The sequence below is a fragment of the Rhodococcus sp. NPDC059969 genome, assembly GCF_042738325.1.
GTDB lineage: Bacteria > Actinomycetota > Actinomycetes > Mycobacteriales > Mycobacteriaceae > Rhodococcus_F.
Genome location: NZ_JBHWUF010000001.1, coordinates 1,377,633 through 1,393,038 on the forward strand (window position 1 = coordinate 1,377,633; position 15,406 = coordinate 1,393,038).

General features: G+C 62.5%; 18 protein-coding genes. 12 read left to right on the forward strand and 6 right to left on the reverse strand.

The window, feature by feature from the left end:
* Positions 1-3: 3 nt before the first annotated feature.
* The 3 genes from ACFWAD_RS06375 to ACFWAD_RS06385 are packed head-to-tail and all read left to right on the forward strand — an operon-like array spanning position 4 to position 1,544.
* Complete coding sequence (locus tag ACFWAD_RS06375; protein ID WP_378542240.1) at positions 4-648, forward strand: TetR/AcrR family transcriptional regulator; 645 nt, start codon at positions 4-6, stop codon at positions 646-648.
* Between the two features lie 9 nt (positions 649-657).
* A complete protein-coding gene (locus ACFWAD_RS06380) occupies positions 658-1,107 on the forward strand; it encodes a MaoC family dehydratase N-terminal domain-containing protein (RefSeq protein WP_378542242.1) in 450 nt (149 codons plus the stop codon).
* Positions 1,104-1,544 carry a MaoC/PaaZ C-terminal domain-containing protein gene (locus tag ACFWAD_RS06385; RefSeq protein WP_378542244.1) on the forward strand — a complete coding sequence of 147 codons (441 nt, stop codon included), beginning with the start codon at positions 1,104-1,106 and terminating at the stop codon, positions 1,542-1,544. The genes ACFWAD_RS06380 and ACFWAD_RS06385 overlap by 4 nt, the downstream gene beginning before the upstream one ends.
* A 73-nt stretch (positions 1,545-1,617) precedes the next feature.
* On the opposite strand, the gene ACFWAD_RS06390 is transcribed toward ACFWAD_RS06385, so the two are convergent.
* Positions 1,618-2,358 carry a hypothetical protein gene (locus tag ACFWAD_RS06390; RefSeq protein WP_378542246.1) on the reverse strand — a complete coding sequence of 247 codons (741 nt, stop codon included), beginning with the start codon at positions 2,356-2,358 and terminating at the stop codon, positions 1,618-1,620.
* Between the two features lie 227 nt (positions 2,359-2,585).
* Here ACFWAD_RS06390 and ACFWAD_RS06395 point away from each other — a divergent pair, with 227 nt between their 5' ends.
* The 4 genes from ACFWAD_RS06395 to ACFWAD_RS06410 all read left to right on the forward strand — a co-directional run bounded on the left by ACFWAD_RS06395 (position 2,586) and on the right by ACFWAD_RS06410 (position 7,009).
* The gene (locus ACFWAD_RS06395; protein ID WP_378542248.1) at positions 2,586-3,626 is read left to right on the forward strand and encodes an NAD(P)/FAD-dependent oxidoreductase; all 1,041 of its coding nucleotides are present in this window, start codon (positions 2,586-2,588) and stop codon (positions 3,624-3,626) included.
* A gap of 469 nt (positions 3,627-4,095) precedes the next feature.
* The gene (locus ACFWAD_RS06400) at positions 4,096-5,283 is read left to right on the forward strand and encodes an ATP-binding protein (RefSeq protein ID WP_007729973.1); all 1,188 of its coding nucleotides are present in this window, start codon (positions 4,096-4,098) and stop codon (positions 5,281-5,283) included.
* Entirely contained in the window at positions 5,280-5,999 is a 720-nt protein-coding gene (locus ACFWAD_RS06405) for a M50 family metallopeptidase (protein WP_378447295.1), read from the forward strand. The genes ACFWAD_RS06400 and ACFWAD_RS06405 overlap by 4 nt, the downstream gene beginning before the upstream one ends.
* Before the next feature lie 173 nt (positions 6,000-6,172).
* Entirely contained in the window at positions 6,173-7,009 is an 837-nt protein-coding gene (locus ACFWAD_RS06410) for an SDR family oxidoreductase (protein ID WP_378542250.1), read from the forward strand.
* Positions 7,010-7,063: 54 nt separating this feature from the next.
* On the opposite strand, the gene ACFWAD_RS06415 is transcribed toward ACFWAD_RS06410, so the two are convergent.
* Entirely contained in the window at positions 7,064-8,071 is a 1,008-nt protein-coding gene (locus ACFWAD_RS06415; RefSeq protein WP_003940093.1) for an NAD(P)H-dependent glycerol-3-phosphate dehydrogenase, read from the reverse strand.
* A gap of 97 nt (positions 8,072-8,168) precedes the next feature.
* Positions 8,169-8,897, reverse strand: coding sequence for a FadR/GntR family transcriptional regulator (locus ACFWAD_RS06420; RefSeq protein WP_378542252.1), 729 nt, complete (start codon positions 8,895-8,897; stop codon positions 8,169-8,171).
* A gap of 133 nt (positions 8,898-9,030) precedes the next feature.
* Between ACFWAD_RS06420 and ACFWAD_RS06425 the strand changes: the two genes are divergently transcribed.
* The 5 genes from ACFWAD_RS06425 to ACFWAD_RS06445 all read left to right on the forward strand — a co-directional run bounded on the left by ACFWAD_RS06425 (position 9,031) and on the right by ACFWAD_RS06445 (position 13,111).
* A complete protein-coding gene (locus tag ACFWAD_RS06425) occupies positions 9,031-10,419 on the forward strand; it encodes a GntP family permease (RefSeq protein ID WP_003939838.1) in 1,389 nt (462 codons plus the stop codon).
* 12 nt (positions 10,420-10,431) lie between these two features.
* The gene (locus ACFWAD_RS06430) at positions 10,432-10,962 is read left to right on the forward strand and encodes a gluconokinase (RefSeq protein ID WP_003940404.1); all 531 of its coding nucleotides are present in this window, start codon (positions 10,432-10,434) and stop codon (positions 10,960-10,962) included.
* Positions 10,963-11,008: 46 nt separating this feature from the next.
* A complete protein-coding gene (locus tag ACFWAD_RS06435) occupies positions 11,009-11,548 on the forward strand; it encodes a LiaF domain-containing protein (protein WP_378542254.1) in 540 nt (179 codons plus the stop codon).
* A gap of 10 nt (positions 11,549-11,558) precedes the next feature.
* A complete protein-coding gene (locus tag ACFWAD_RS06440; RefSeq protein ID WP_378542256.1) occupies positions 11,559-11,996 on the forward strand; it encodes an SRPBCC family protein in 438 nt (145 codons plus the stop codon).
* A 143-nt stretch (positions 11,997-12,139) separates the two neighbouring features.
* Positions 12,140-13,111 carry an alpha/beta hydrolase gene (locus ACFWAD_RS06445; protein WP_378542258.1) on the forward strand — a complete coding sequence of 324 codons (972 nt, stop codon included), beginning with the start codon at positions 12,140-12,142 and terminating at the stop codon, positions 13,109-13,111.
* Positions 13,112-13,118: 7 nt separating this feature from the next.
* On the opposite strand, the gene ACFWAD_RS06450 is transcribed toward ACFWAD_RS06445, so the two are convergent.
* Genes ACFWAD_RS06450 through ACFWAD_RS06460 form a run of 3 tightly spaced genes read right to left on the reverse strand, consistent with a single transcriptional unit; the run spans position 13,119 to position 15,392 of the window.
* The gene (locus ACFWAD_RS06450) at positions 13,119-13,922 is read right to left on the reverse strand and encodes a transglutaminase family protein (RefSeq protein ID WP_378542260.1); all 804 of its coding nucleotides are present in this window, start codon (positions 13,920-13,922) and stop codon (positions 13,119-13,121) included.
* Positions 13,923-13,980: 58 nt separating this feature from the next.
* Positions 13,981-14,547 carry an NTP transferase domain-containing protein gene (locus ACFWAD_RS06455; RefSeq protein WP_378531187.1) on the reverse strand — a complete coding sequence of 189 codons (567 nt, stop codon included), beginning with the start codon at positions 14,545-14,547 and terminating at the stop codon, positions 13,981-13,983.
* Positions 14,548-14,549: 2 nt separating this feature from the next.
* Entirely contained in the window at positions 14,550-15,392 is an 843-nt protein-coding gene (locus ACFWAD_RS06460; protein ID WP_019745522.1) for an alpha/beta hydrolase, read from the reverse strand.
* Positions 15,393-15,406: the final 14 nt, after the last annotated feature.

The window sequence follows — 15,406 nt, forward strand, 5'->3', positions numbered from 1 at the left end:
CTCATGCCGCGACTGGTCGACCATGAAGTGAGGCAACGGGAGATCACCGACGCGGTGCGGCGAGTAATTGTCGACGGTGGGCTCGCGGCGGTGACGTTTCAGTCCGTTGCTGCCGAGGCCGGGATTTCGGTGCGACTTGTGCAGTACTACTTCGGCACGAAGCGGGAGTTCCTTCTCGCGACGCATCAAGCTGTGCGTCAGGATGCGGGTGCTCGCTTGATGCAAGAGTTGTCTGTTCTTGGCGCGGAAGCGACACCCCGCGAGATTATTTCAGCGTTCCTTGTTGGCATGCTCCCACTCGATCGACAACGTCGGGAGGAAGCGATTGTTCTCGGTGCCTTCCACGCTGCCGCACTGACCGGACAAGGAATCGCCGCCGAGGAAACCCTCACTGCCCCAAGAGAGTTGACAGCGCTCATTTCCGGCCAGCTTCAACGAGTGACCAATCGGGACGCGGTTGCGCCGTCAATGGATCCCGACCTCGACGCCGAGCTCATTCTGGCGGCTGTCGCCGGGCTCGCCCAAGGGATGCTTCCCGGCTACGCCACAGCAGAATTGGCGGTCCAGTTGGTTGAGCGTCTCCTCGATCGCATTCTCGGGCCGACGAGACCTCAGGCCACGAATCAACGCGAGGTCGGCCGCCGTTAGGATTCCGAGATGTCTCCTGTGAACCCAGCGCTCGCCGGGCGGGTGTTTCCCTCGTCTTCGTACCTTGTCGGGCGCGAAAAGATTCGCGAGTTCGCTGCGGCTGTGCGTTCGAACAATCCCTTGCACCATGATGTCGGTGTCGCCAGGGAGGCCGGGTTCGTCGATGTCATCGCGCCGACAACATTCACAACCGTTGTCCAGCAACGAGCGATCATTGCACTGCTGCGCACGCCGGATACCGGGCTCGATCCGACTCGTGTGGTGCATACTTCCGAGAAGATCGAGCATCAGCGTCCGATAGTCGCCGGCGATGACCTGTCTACGACACTGACGATTACAGGGGTGACAGTGCGAGCAGGCAGTGCGATCCTCTCGACAGTTTCCGAGATCCACGACGCGACCGACGCTTTGGTCGCGACGGTCACCTCGACCCTGCTGGCGCGAGGAGAAGAGGCATGACCATACCCGCCGTGCCGGTTTTCGAAAACCTCGTCCTCGGTGACATAGTCGCGAAGGTCGATCTGGTCCTCACTCGTGATGACCTAGTTCGCTATGCAGGTGCCTCCGGCGACTTGAACCCGATCCACTTCAACGACGCAACCGCCACGTCGGCCGGGCTGCCGGGAGTTCTGGCACACGGAATGCTCACTGCCGGAATTGCTTTGCAGGCAATCGTCGACTGGGTTGGTGATCCGAGCGGTGTGATCTCGTATGAAACTCGCTTTACTCGGCCCGTCGTAGTCGATGCCGTCGATGGTGCTGATCTCTCCATCACTGCGAAGATCGCGCGGATCGACGCCACAATGCGGACAACGCGGATCGATGTCACAGTCAAGCACAAGGGCCAGACGGTTCTGGGAAAGACCCAAGCGCACCTTCAGTTCCCGGGCGCCTGACAGGTTTTGAGTGCTGTCACTGGTCGCATCGGGACGTGCGTATTCGGGCGGTCAACCGCGTTGTGGCGCAGCGCTACCGGAGAGACGCCACCAGATCGTCCGACGCTTGCAGCGGTGCGTATCCGTCGGCGATGACACGCCGGCAGCCGTCGAGTTCGACGGTGAGCAATCGTTCTTCGTTCGTAAGGTTGTCCACGTTGACCGTCGACGCCACCTCGGTGGCCACCGCGTCACAGTCGGGAGCGGGTGGAAGTCCGTCGAAGGTTTCCGTCGTAGACGACGTGCCTACGAATTCGGTGGAGGAGAATCGGCAGAAAACGCTGCCCGCCGACAGCGATGTCAGCGCCGTGGTACCTGTTGTGGCTGGGCGGTAAGTCGGCCGGCAATGCGAGAATTCGTAGATCTGGTCGTCGGACAATGCTATTCGGTGCTCGGTACTGCCGGCCGATGTCAGTTCCTTGATGGCAGCCAGGCCACCGGGTTTCGGTAGTCCACACGAGTCGGAGGGGTGCCCCGGCCGTGTTGCTCGGCCTCGATCGTCGACCAACCAGAATTGGTCCAGCACAGCCAGGCTGTAGTTGTCACCGCAGCTTCCGGGGAACCAAGTCTTGTGCGCGGACGAGCGGTTCAGCATTTTCACTGCCCGACTGAAATCGCCCTCCCAACGGTGAGCATAGAAGCTGACGGTTCGGTCGGCTGCCACGTTGTCGCTGATGTGCGGGTCGCACGTGACGGCGGCGACGGGTACGAAATCGTCTGGAACCGTCGCTGTCGGTGTCGTCTGGAGTGGGCCGATCGGATACGGGGCGCGCACGTCAGCGTTTCGGCGTCGACTATTGCGGCAACTGGACGTTCGGGGGTGGTCACCCGCCAAATGCCGGCGACAGCGAGGATGACGATCACGACTGCGAACCAACGCCAGAGCATGAGCACACCGTATCGGTCCCGATGTGCGCCGAGGCCTAGTCCTCCGTTAACCGCCGAAGTCCTCGCTTCAAAATTGAGTGGATCCAGGTTGCGGCTCGCAGATATGGTCCACTGGTGACGCATCCGAATGGTCGAAACGACAGTCCGATCCTGGTGATTGGTGCCGGTGTCGTCGGTGCGTCGATTGCGTATCACCTGGCGCGCGTTGGTCTCCGAGTCACCGTGCTCGAGCGGGGCTCGGTGGCAGGCGGGGTGACCGGCAACTCCTTTGCTTGGGTCGGCCTCTCGAAGAGTGCCGCAGAAACCTACTCCGATCCGTTCCGACATGGCGCCGCAGTCGAGTTCGACCGCCTGGAGCGCGAACTCGTCGAGCCATTCGGTCTGCGCCGCAGAGGCGCGATCACGTGGGAGAAGACGGAAGCGGAGACTCGAAAATTCGTCGATGAGCATAGAGCACTCGGTCATCCCGTCGAACTCATAGGTGAAGATGAGGTCCTTGCTCGTGAGCCGGGATTGCGCACAGCACCCGCCGTAGCGGCATATGCGCCTGACGACGGTGGAATCGACCCGGTTGCTTTCGCCGGTTCTCTTTTGCGCGGTGCCGAAGAATACGGCGCCACAGTGTATTCCAAGGTTTCGGTGCTCTCTCTGCTCACGGAAGGTCGGAGGGTTCGCGGTGCATTGACCACTGACGGCCCCGTTTACGGATCGACCACAATCCTCGCCGCGGGGACCGCGATCCCCGGACTCGCGGAGTCGGCGAGAGTCGACGTCGAGGTCGACGCCTCCCCGTGTTGCCTCATCAGATTCTCGACGCCGCAACCATTGGTGAACGGAATCCTCTCCACTCCGGACTTCGAGATCAGGCAATTGAACGACACGACACTGATTGCGGCTGAAGATGTTCCGGTCGGGTTCTCCGGAGATGCTCGTGAGCTTGCCGAGCCGACGCTGCAGGCGGTCCGCAGTCAGCTCGTGGGCGGTGACCACGTGGAACTGATCGAGGCGGTAATCGCTGACCGTCCCATTCCGCGTGGTGGCCGCCCGCTACTGGGCTTCGCCGAAGGCGTGCCTGGGCTCTATCTGGCCGCGGCGCATCCTGCGATCATTCTGGCCGGAGCAATTGGGGCCCACGTGGCCGGGGACTTCATCTAGCCGTCAAGCTCGAACAGGTAGACAGGATGCTGGGTGCTCAGTTTTCGGTAGGGCGTTTGAGGGTTAGCAACGAGACCACTATGAGGGTAATGCCGAGAACTCCCAAACCGGCCATCGGCCAGTCCACGACGACCGAGGTAGCCGTGGAGTCCACGTCGACTAGATGTGTCGTGCATCTGGCTGCTGGCACAGGCAGCGGAAGACGATGTGCCTTCCACACGGCTGAAAAGTATCCCGGACCAGGCGAGTCGGGGGCGGGATAGTTGTCCTGGCAAAGCGTGTCTGGTGTGGACGCGAGCAACGACATGACCCATAGCGTGCCCCCCGCGATGATTCCGATCCCCGCCCGAAGCCATTGCATACGGCGATAGTACGAGGTTCACGGGGTGTAATAGCAGTTACTAGTTCTCTCTAGGACACGCGCTAGAGAGCGGGATATTCGTCTACTCGGCTTGTACCGTCGATGGGCATGGACCCCGTGCGCAATCCGTATGCCCCCGGTGCCGGTCAACGCCCGCCGGAACTCGCCGGGCGCGACAAGCAGATCGATGCCTTCGACGTCGTGCTCGAGCGAATTGCGCGTGGCCGCCCGGAACGAAGTGTTGTCCTCACCGGATTGCGTGGCGTCGGCAAGACCGTCCTGCTCAATCAGTTGCGCTCGGCCGCGATCTCCCGAAGCTGGGGGACGGGGAAGATCGAAGCGCGGCCCGACCAGGATTTACGACGCCCACTCTCGTCAGCGCTCCACATGGCGGTCCGCGAGATCGCGGTCTCCCATCGCGATCCGGAGCGGGTCGAACAGTTCCTCGGAGTCCTCAAATCGTTTGCCCTACGCGCCACCGCGGACAAAGGCATGCGCGAGCGCTGGCAACCAGGCATCGACGCACCTGCGATCAAAGGTCGCGCGGACAGCGGCGACATCGAGATAGACCTGGTCGAGTTGCTGCTCGACGCGTCGTCGTTGGCCCGGGATGTCGGCGTCGGGATCGCCATCTTCATCGACGAGATGCAGGACCTCGGTGCCGCGGACGTCTCGGCGATCTGCGGGGCCTGCCACGAGTTGAGTCAGGACGCGGCACCGCTGATCGTCGTCGGGGCGGGACTTCCGCATCTACCCGCTGTGCTGTCGGCGTCGAAAAGCTACTCGGAGCGCCTGTTCAGCTACCACCGGATCGACCGCCTCGAGCGTGAAGCTGCAGATCAGGCTCTGATTGCACCTGCCGAGCGTGAGGACGTCGAGTTCACCGAATCCGCGCTCGACGCACTATACGAAGCGGCCGACGGGTACCCGTACTTCGTTCAGGCCTACGGGAAAGCCACGTGGGATGTGGCGGCGTCGAGCCCGATCACGGCAGAAGACGTGCGCGTCGGCGCGCCGACGGCTGAGGAAGAACTCGCTGTCGGATTCTTCGGATCACGGTACGAGAGAGCAACGCCGGCGGAGCGTGAGTACATGCGCGCCATGGCCGACCTCGCCGGTGACGACGGACCTGTCGCGACCGCAAAGATCGCCGTCGAGCTCGGTCGAAAGCCGGCTTCCCTGTCGCCGGCACGGGACGGGCTGATCAAGAAGGGCCTCATCTACTCGGCCGAACGTGGGTCCATCGGATTCACAGTCCCGCACTTCGGCCGATACCTGCGCGGACAAGCGGAGTGAACGCCCTCGAAACCGCGTGGGATCGGGTGGCGGCTGTCAGCCCCAATCCGCCGGCGTGGGTAGTTCAGCTGGCCGCGTTGATTGCCGTGATCATCGTTCTCGAGCCGCACCTGTGGAGGATCGCACGCAACGTCGTCACCATCGCACACGAGGGTGCTCATCTGATTGTCGCCGTCCTGGTCGGTCGACGGTTGAAAGGTCTTCGCCTGCATTCGGATACGTCGGGTGTCGCGATTTCGTCCGGCAAGCCGACCGGCTTCGGCGTCATTCTCATGACGTTCGCGGGGTACGTGGGACCGTCGATTCTCGGCCTCGGTGCGGCCGGTCTGTTGGGGGCACAGCGTGCGGTCTCGGTGCTGTGGATCGGTGTGTTCGTGATCGCGGTCATGATGGTCCTGATCCGAAACCTCTACGGAATCTTCTCACTTGCGGTCGTGGGAGCCGTGTTGTTCGGGCTCGTCTGGTGGGGGACCCAGGAGCAGCAAGTCGCCGCAGCGTACTTCCTGACGCTCTTCCTGCTTTTTGCAGGACCGCGCCCCGTCGTGGAACTTCAACGGCAGCGAATGCGACGAGGTGGGGCACCGGACTCGGACGCAGACCAGTTGGCCAGGCTCTCACCGATACCCGCGATCGTCTGGGTCGGTTTGTTTATGCTCGTGAACGTCGCGGTGCTCGTGCTCGGCGGATGGTGGATCCTGCGTCCGGTGGGTGGCTGATCGCTTTGATCCGTTGTTCCGTCAGGACAACGGATCAATGATTCTTGATGCTCCGCGGACGTAGTCATCGCGGTAAGGCGCTCATATCGTGGAAGTCGACGAGTGGTCGTGTCGGGACTTCCCGCAGCCACATCCGCAGCGACGAAGAACGTCGACGATGACAAGGATTCGTTTTGGACGACAAGAACTTCCGCGGACGAACCGCGATCATGTCCGGGGGAAGCCGCGGTATCGGACTTGCCATCGCCCGTGCGATAGCGCGCCGCGGCGGAAACATCGTGTTGCTCGCCAAGACCGATACGCCAGATCCCCGACTGCCCGGGACAATCCACACCGCTGTCGACGAGTTGAACGAGCTCGAGGGTCATGCCGTTCCTGTAGTCGGTGACGTGAGGAACGACGACGATATCGCGCGGGCCGTGGCGGCAGCGGTAGAGCACTTCGGTGGCATCGACATCGTGGTCAACAACGCGAGCGTCCTCGACATCTCGAAAAGCGAAGACCTCACGATGAAGCGATTCGATCTGATGCAGCAGGTCAACGTCCGTGGCACTTTCGCGCTCACCCGAGCGTGCCTTCCGCACCTTCGGGTTTCGGCAAACGCGCACGTGTTGACGCTGTCGCCGCCGCTCAACTTTTCGCCGCACTGGCTGGGTGCTCATCCGGGCTACATGCTGGCCAAGTACGGAATGACATTGGCGGCCTTGGGTATCGCCGCGGAGTATTCAGGTACACCGATTTCGAGCAATTGCTTGTGGCCCGAGACCATGATCGCCACTGCCGCTGTCGGAAATCTGCTCGGGGGAGACGACAGTATCGATCACTCGCGATCGCCCGAGATCATGGCCGATGCGGCGATGGAGATTCTCGGGCGTCCTGCCGGCACGGATACCGGTCGCACAGTGCTCGACGTCGAGATCTTGCGCGAGGCGGGGATCTCGGATTTCTCGCAGTACGGCGGTCAGTCCCCGTTGACGATCGACATCTTCGTCGATACTCCAACCCTCTGATCTCGAACCATCTACAGGTATCTAGCTAAATTGCTAGATACCTGTAGATCTTCCTCACGCCACCTCGTGCTCACCGCCGGGGGCAACTTTCTGAAGTCCGCGATATGCGTCGCTGGCACTCTGTCGGCCACCGATGACGGCCTCGACCTCCGCGGCAATCGGCATGTCGACGCCGTACTCGCGGGCCAGATCCATGACGGTGGGAGCGGTCTTGACGCCCTCGGCGACCTGGCCGAGCTTGGCGACAGCCTCCTCGACGGTCAGGCCCTGTGCCAGAGCCTCACCGACGCGACGGTTACGAGAAGTCGGAGCCATGCAGGTGGCAATCAGATCGCCGACGCCCGTCAGGCCGGCAAAGGTGCGCGGGTTGGCGCCCATCGCCTCGCCGAGTCGGGTCATTTCGGCGAGGCCGCGAGCGAGCACCATCGCGCGGGTGTTGTCACCGACTCCCAAACCGTCGGCCATGCCCGAGGCGATGGCAACGATGTTCTTGAGGATGCCGCCGAGTTCGCAGCCGAGCACGTCGGTGTTGCGGTAAACCCGGAAGACGGACGACGCGAACAGCGGTTGCAGCGCGGCGGCGACGCGGTCGTCCTGGGTCGCCACGACCGATGCCGCCGCCATGCCGTCGACGATCTCCTTGGCGATGTTGGGGCCGGCGAGCAGTCCGACGGGATGGCCGGGCAGGCACTCGGCGATCACCTCGGTTGGACGCTGCCGGGTGCCGGGCTCGAGGCCCTTGGACAGTGACAGCACCGGGACCCACGCCCGAACTTCGTTGGCGATCTCGGCGAGCGTGGAGCGAACGGCGTGCGACGGCACCCCGCATACGAGTACGTCCGCTTCGCGAGCGGCTTCGACAAGATCCGAGGTTGCCTTGAGGCCCTTGGGAAGTTTGCGCTCACCAAGGTATTTGGAGTTGGTTCGTTGCGAATTGATCTCGTCGGCCGCTTCGGAATTGCGTGCCCACAACAGGGTTGGGGTGTTGCGGGCAGCGAGGCCGGCGACCGTGGTTCCCCACGATCCGGCGCCGAGGACGACGACGCGTACCGGGCGGGCCATCAGAGTGCGCTGTTCTGGGTAGCGAGTGCTGTCATGGCGCCAAGCGTTCCACTTGCGGAGCAGTTGCGGGCCAATTCCGCCGAGTCTGTGGCTCGACTTACAGATGAGGCGGCGGTTCGGGGCTTTCGCGCATTGTTTCGACCGCTTCTGCGGATTCCGCGACGATCGAGCGCATGGCGGCTTCCGCGGCGTCGGCGTCCCCGGCCTGAATGGCAGATGCGACCACTCCGTGCAGGTGAATCGCTTCGGGGTCGGCCTCGTGGGGCATCAACGAGTGGCGGGTGCGGCCTTCGAGTATCTCGACGACGATCTGCGACATCGCCCGCAGCATCGGGTTGCCGGAAGCGGCGAGCAGCGTGCGGTGAAAGTCGGAATCATGGCCGAGATATGCGTCGGTATCGGCAGCGCGCGAGGTAGCTGACATGCCTATTACGGCTGCAGTGAGTGCGCCGCACTGCTCGGGTGTGGCGCGAGTTGCGGCCAGTCGCGCAGCCAGAGGTTCGATGCCGGAACGGAGTTCACTGAGGATCGAAAGTTGCTCGAACCGATCAGGACCGGCCAGTTGCCAGCGGATGACGTTGGGGTCGAGCGAGTTCCAGTGCTCGGAGCCGAGGATGGTGATTCCGACGCGTCGACGAACCGAGGCCAGTCCGAGTGATTCGAGAACGCGGACAACTTCACGGATGACGGTTCGCGACACGTCGTAGCGCGTTGCCACCTCGTCGGCAGAGATCGTCGTACCCGGAGCGAGCGCACCACCGACTATGTCTTGGCCGAGCTGTTCCAGCATCGAGTCGTGTAACTGCTGAAACGGGACAGAAGGCATACGTAGATCGTCCCATGCGTATGGAGTAAGCCCGGTGGAAGCCGGATAAATACTACAAATTAGTGTCTGCTCTTGAAATTGTAGGTTAATTAAGGAACAGTGACCTCAATCACTCATCGGACTGGGAGTCCCTATGAACACCACAGCATTGCTGGCGGCCGAGGTCGTCCCCGCTGGTAGCGACGCACGATTGATCATCGCTGCAGTCGCCGGCGTCGCGGTCATCATCGCGCTGATCACCTGGCTCGACCTGCACCCCTTCCTCGCGTTGTCCATCGGCGCGGTGGGCGTCGGTCTGGCGGCCGGTCTCGGATCGGCCGAGTCGGTTGCGGCGTTCGCCACCGGCTTCGGGTCGACCATGGGAAGCGTCGGAATCCTGATCGGTTTCGGCGCGATGTTCGGCAAACTCCTCGCCGATTCCGGCGGTGCCGACCGAGTGGTCGACACGCTGGTGGGCCGTTCCAGTACCAAGGCGCTTCCGTGGACCATGGCTCTGGTCGGCGCAGTGATCGGTCTGCCGATGTTCTTCGAAATCGGTCTCGTTCTGTTGATGCCGGTCATCATCCTCGTCGCGCGGCGTTCCGGCTTGTCCCTGATGCGCATCGCGATCCCCACCCTCGCCGGCCTCTCGGCCATGCACGGTTTGGTTCCGCCGCACCCCGGGCCGCTGGTTGCGGTCTCGGCCTTGAACGCGAACCTCGGCCTCACCCTCGCGCTCGGTGTTCTCGTCGCGATCCCCACGGTTGTTCTCGCCGGACCGGTTTTCAGTAAGTACGCGGCACGGTGGGTCGACGTGAAGGTCCCGGATCTTTTTGTCACAGGCGAAGATCGAGGCGAGGAAGAGAAGAAGCAACGTCCCTCGTTCGCAGCTACTCTCGCAGCGATCCTCCTCCCGGTTGTTCTCATGTTGGGCAAGGCATTTGCCGACGTGATCGCTCCCGATTCCGAGGCCCTCCCCAAGTCTGTCCTCGACTTCCTCGGAACACCCGTTGTCGCTCTGGGTCTCGCGGTTCTGGTCGGAATGGTGCTTCTGGGGCGCGGCGGCGGTATGGACCGCAAGGCCATCTCGAAGTCACTCGAAAGCTCCCTGCCTCCCATCGCAGGCATTCTGCTGATCGTCGGCGCCGGTGGCGGTTTCAAGCAGGTCCTCATCGATACCGGTATCGCCGGAGTGATCGCCGACGCGATCAAGGGCAGCAGCCTTCCCGTGTTGTTCCTGGCCTGGCTGGTTGCGGTATTGATCCGCGTCGCAACAGGTTCGGCAACGGTGGCAACGGTGACGGCGTCGGGCATCCTCGCTCCGGTCGCGGCCGACCTCTCGTCCGCACACGTCTCACTGATGGTCTTGGCGATCGGTGCAGGTTCGCTCTTCCTCTCGCACGTCAACGACGCCGGATTCTGGTTGGTGAAGGAGTATCTGGGCGTCAGCGTGGTACAGAACCTCAAGACCTGGACCGTGATGGAATGCATCATCTCGGTATCGGGCCTGGCCGGAGTGCTCGTGTTGAGCGCATTCATCTAGGTAGGCGAGCACATGAACAGCGAAGCGGCACAGCAGAAGCAGTACCCCGTTCTCGTCCTGATGGGTGTCTCGGGTTCGGGAAAGTCGACGGTCGGCGGCATGCTCGCCGGAGCGATGGGCTGGGACCTTCAAGAAGGCGACGATCTGCACCCGCAGGCGAACATCGACAAGATGGCGACCGGGCATCCGCTGAACGACGAAGATCGCTGGCCCTGGCTCGACAAGATCGCCGTCTGGATCAAGAGTCACACCGACGCCGGTCAGCCGGGAATCGTCACGTGTTCGGCACTCAAGCGGAGTTACCGCGACGTCCTTCGCGGTGAGCACGTCGTGTTCGTGCACCTCGCCGGTTCGCGGGATCAGATCGGTCAGCGGTTGACCGCTCGCCTCGATCACTACATGCCCGCCTCGCTCCTCGACTCCCAGATCTCGACGCTTGAGGCCGTCGACCCGGATGAGCAGGCCATCGTCGTCGACGTGGGTGGAAGTCCCGCCAAGATCGCGGAGGAGATCCTGCGTCGGGTGGAGACCTTCGAGTACTGACCGGGCCAGGCGCGTAGGCACCCGCAGTTCGGGTTACGGTGCTTGGGTGACTGCTGCTGAAGAAGGCCACGACGTCGATCAATTGCGTGTCGATGCCCAAGCGCGTCTGGAAGTCGCGGTGGGTGAGGGGCGTTTGACCCTCGAGGAGTACTCGGACAAGGCGGCAGTGGTGTGGTCGCCCACCGCAGATCGAGGGCAGCTCGAGCAGATCGTGCCGTTCAGTGCGGCACCGCCTGCTGTGGTGTCGCCGCCGCAAGCAAGGATCGTCGGTGTCTTCGGTGACACGAAGCGCTCCGGCCGTTGGTCTTTGGCGAAAAAGACACTCGCTCTGCTGTTGTTCGGGGACGTCAAGTTCGATCTGCGATCGGCAACCATCACAGCGTCCTCCTCGACGATCACCATCGTGTCGATCTTCGGAGACACGAGGCTGCGGGTTCCGGAGGGGGTTTCAGTCGAACTGGGTGGCTTCGACCTTTTCGGAGATCGGGAATTCGACGGGGGTCGACAGGATCCCGGCCCAGGTGCACCGGTTATTCGTGTCGTCTCGTATTCGTTGTTCGGTGATCTCACAGTGCGCACCGGCTAGCTCGGGCGCCGTGACCGACTTCGACTTCCACAGCGTTTGGACGGTCCCGGCCTCTGCCGACCGTGTCTACGACGTTCTCGCGGACGCCGAGAGGTATTCGCAGTGGTGGCCTCAGATACGCCGAGTGCGGACAACCGATGAGCATTCGGGCTCCATGGCCATCCGCAGCGCCGTACCTCTGACGTTGCTGGTTTTCGGGCGACGCGAGGTCGAAGACCCCATTGCGCGCTACCTGAAAGTGCAACTCACCGGAGCAATGACCGGCTGGAGTAGTTGGGCGGTGCGCCCCGCTGGATCTGGTTGTATCGCCGAATTTCGGCAACAAGTAGCGGTGTCCGGAGCACTCGGCCTGGCCTCGAAGATCGCGAAGCCGCTGTTCGAGTGGAATCATGAAGCGATGATGCGTGGAGGGCACCGCGGACTGTGCGCATATCTCTCCCGGCCGTGATCGCGACCAGAACTTGCACACGCTCGAGCAATTGAGGCCTACCCGTCGTGTCATTTTGACGCAGCGTCAGTTATCGTTCACAACAGCAGCCGATAAGTATGTGTAACTCAAATGCACAAAACGGCTTGACCTGGGAGGACGCTATGCGGACGCGAGATTCGACGGTATGGCATTGGAACGTGAGTCCGCGAGCGCGGGTTATCTTCTGCCTGACCAGGACGTTCGTGAAGCCGATGTTCACGCTCTGGCCGACCACCGAACGCGGTATCCGCCAACTCGAGCGACTCGACGCTATGGCGGACAAGCTGCCGAAGCCGAAGAACCTCGACATCGAGCCCTTCACGCTCGGCGGTGTGCCCAGCGAGAAGGTGAAGCATCCGCGCAAAGCGCAGGGCGAGTTGGCCGGCGCCACGATCCTGTACTTCCACGGCGGCGGTTTCGTCTTCTGCGGTCTGGCAACGCACCGGGCATTGTGCGGCCTGCTGTCGGCGAAGGCCGGCGTACCAGTGATCTCCGTGCGCTACCGCCAGCTGCCGGAAGGTTCCATCGGCACCTCCGTCAAGGACGCAATGGCCGCGTACACCGCGTTGCTCGAGACAGCGGAAGACCCGAACAAGATTGTGGTTGCCGGTGATTCGGCGGGTGGATACCTGGCAATGAAAGTCGCCGAAATTGCCGCGCTGCGCGGAATCACGCGGCCCGCAGCCGTGATCGGCTACTCGCCACTTCTCAATGTGAACCTCGAGGACCACGATCCCGATTTCATGAAACGCGATGCCTACCTGCCGATGTCACAGGTGGCAAAGCTGAAGGACCGGTGGCTCGAAGGTCCGGACGAAATAGTCGGTGCAGAGTCTCCGATCAACGCCGATGCCAGTCTGATTCCGCCGTCGTTCCTGGTGTCCGCCGAATACGAATTGATGCGTCCGGACGTCGAGATCATGACCGAGAACCTGATCAAGGCAGGACAAGCCGTCGAAACGCACATCTGGAGTGGGCAGATCCATGCTTTCCCGGTGATCGGCAAAGCTCTTCGGGAGGGCAAGGCGATCGTCGATCTCACGGTCAAGTTCCTCGAGCGAACGATGGCCTCGCAGAACCAGATCAGCGCCTGACGCTTTCTCAGCCGATCGACGTGAGGATCGCGTAGTCGTCGTCATCGAGAACGCCGTCGACGACTGCGCGAACTTCCGAGGCATGCAACGTGATCGAACCGCCGTGGTTGTCGAGGAACGCTGTGTCCGCGGCGTCTCGGCCGGTCGAGATGCGCACAAGATTGCTCCGCGGCGCCAATTGCGTTGCATCGACCACGCGCCACACGTTGTCGATGTTGGCTTCGACGACAGCGTGAAAATCCATCGGATCGCAACCCGGCGCGTAGACGGCCACCAGTCGAGCGGGAATCCCCACGGCGCGCAGCAGTGAGATGGTCAGGTGCGAGTAGTCGCGGCACACTCCGGCGCCGGCGAGCAAGGTGTCGACCGCACTGTCGGTACCGCGACTGGTGCCGGGAACATAACTCAAATGTGTACTCACCCAGCGAGTGACTTCGAGAAGGAGTTCGGCCGGGGGAGTGGCGAGATCGAATTGCCCGGCGACAAAACCGAAGAACTTGTCCGCCTCGGCATACCGACTGGGGCGCAGATACTTCGACACGTCGTAGTCGCTGACCGACGCCGGTTCGGCGCGGCCGATCACGGTCGCGTCGTAGCTGACGATCAGTTTGCCTGGGGCACAGTCGAGTAGGTGGATGCGGGTACCGTGTTCGGCGGTGATCTCGCGGGGTTCGAGTGGATTGCCGTCATGGACGAACGACATCGTTTCCAGCAGTTCGACACCCGGCGCGCGCGTCACCGCGATCTTGAACTCCAGGTTGGTCGCCTCGTCGATCTCGATGTCGAGCAGGGCGGCGACGGTACGTTTCATCGGATCATCTTTACACCGAATACGGACACCCACCACCTGGGAGGATTGCGGCGTGCGATCAGGCTTCGGGATAGTCGACGTCGACGCCGCTGCTGAGGTCGCTGCACTCCACCAATTCGACCCCGTGTTCTCGTAGGTAGGTATTGGCGCCCCCGTCCCCGGTGAGAGACTCTGCAAGCATCGGCCAATGGTCACGTCCGATCAGGACGGGATGGCCGGGCCTACCGTGAAAAACGGCTCTTCGCAGCATGTTTCGCGCAGGGGCGCTCACACCCACGATCCGCGTCACGGTGTCGGCATCGAGATCCGGGACGTCGACCAGGGAGATCGCTGCCGCATCTGCGTCGTCGATTCTCATGGCGGCCTCGAGTCCGCACCGCAGCGAGGCGCTCATTCCGTGCTGCCAATCCGATATCACTACAACGACATCGGTGGTGGGCAGTAGTTCGAGGGCGTCCTCTGCCTGAGCGCCGAGGACCACGATGACCGGTGAGAGGCCTGCGGACTGCAGTGTCGTCACCCCGTGGCGAAGCCAAGACTGACCGTCGGCGTTTGTGACGAGCGCTTTGGGTTTGCCCATGCGGGATCCGGCCCCGGCAGCCAGCAGGATCCCGCACGTCGACACGACTATGCTCCGGTGACCCGCGGACGCAGCCACTCGATCAGATCGTTCAGAACTTCTTCCTGCTCAGGCTCGTTGAAGATCTCGTGGTACAGGCCGTCGTACACCTTCAAGGTGACGTCCGAAGAGCCGGCCAGATCTGCGACGAGCTTACTGCCGGCGGGGTCCGTCAAACGGTCGTCCGAACCGTGTTGAAGCAGTACGGGAATGGTGAGCGAAGGCAGGCGCGCCGGGAAGCCTTCCGCGGCGGTGATCATGCCGCGCGCGATTCCGGCGGGAACCTTGCCGTGGTGCACCAGCGGGTCGGCGTTGTACTTGTCGACAACCTTCTGATCACGCGATACCGCAGCCGCTTCCAGATTCTCGACGGGCACGTCGGGGAGATATTTGCCGACGATCTTGCCCAACTGCATCACGATTTTCGGAGTTCCGGTTGCAATGATCACAGCAGGTCCGGAAAGTGCGAGCGCCTTCAGATCGGCCTGATGATCGAGGGCGTAGGAAAGCGCGATCGCGCCGCCCATGCTGTGTCCGAGCAGGAACTTGTCCTTGCCGGGATGGGCCGCGGTCACGATCGAGAACAGGGTGTGGACGTCGTCGGTGAAATCGGAGAATTCCTTCAGGTGAACGCGCTTGCCGCCGGACCGACCGTGCCCGCGGTGGTCGGGTGCGTACACGATGAGACCGAGTTCGCCGAGTCGCGCGGCTACGTGGTCGTAGCGCCTCGCATGTTCGCCGAGGCCGTGGCAGAGGACAAGAACCCCCGTGGGTTCGCGGTCCGGAGTCCAGACGTCGTAGACGATCTTGGTGCCGGCTACCCCGGTGAACGACGACTCTTCGTGCTGCATTGTTGCGCCCTCTC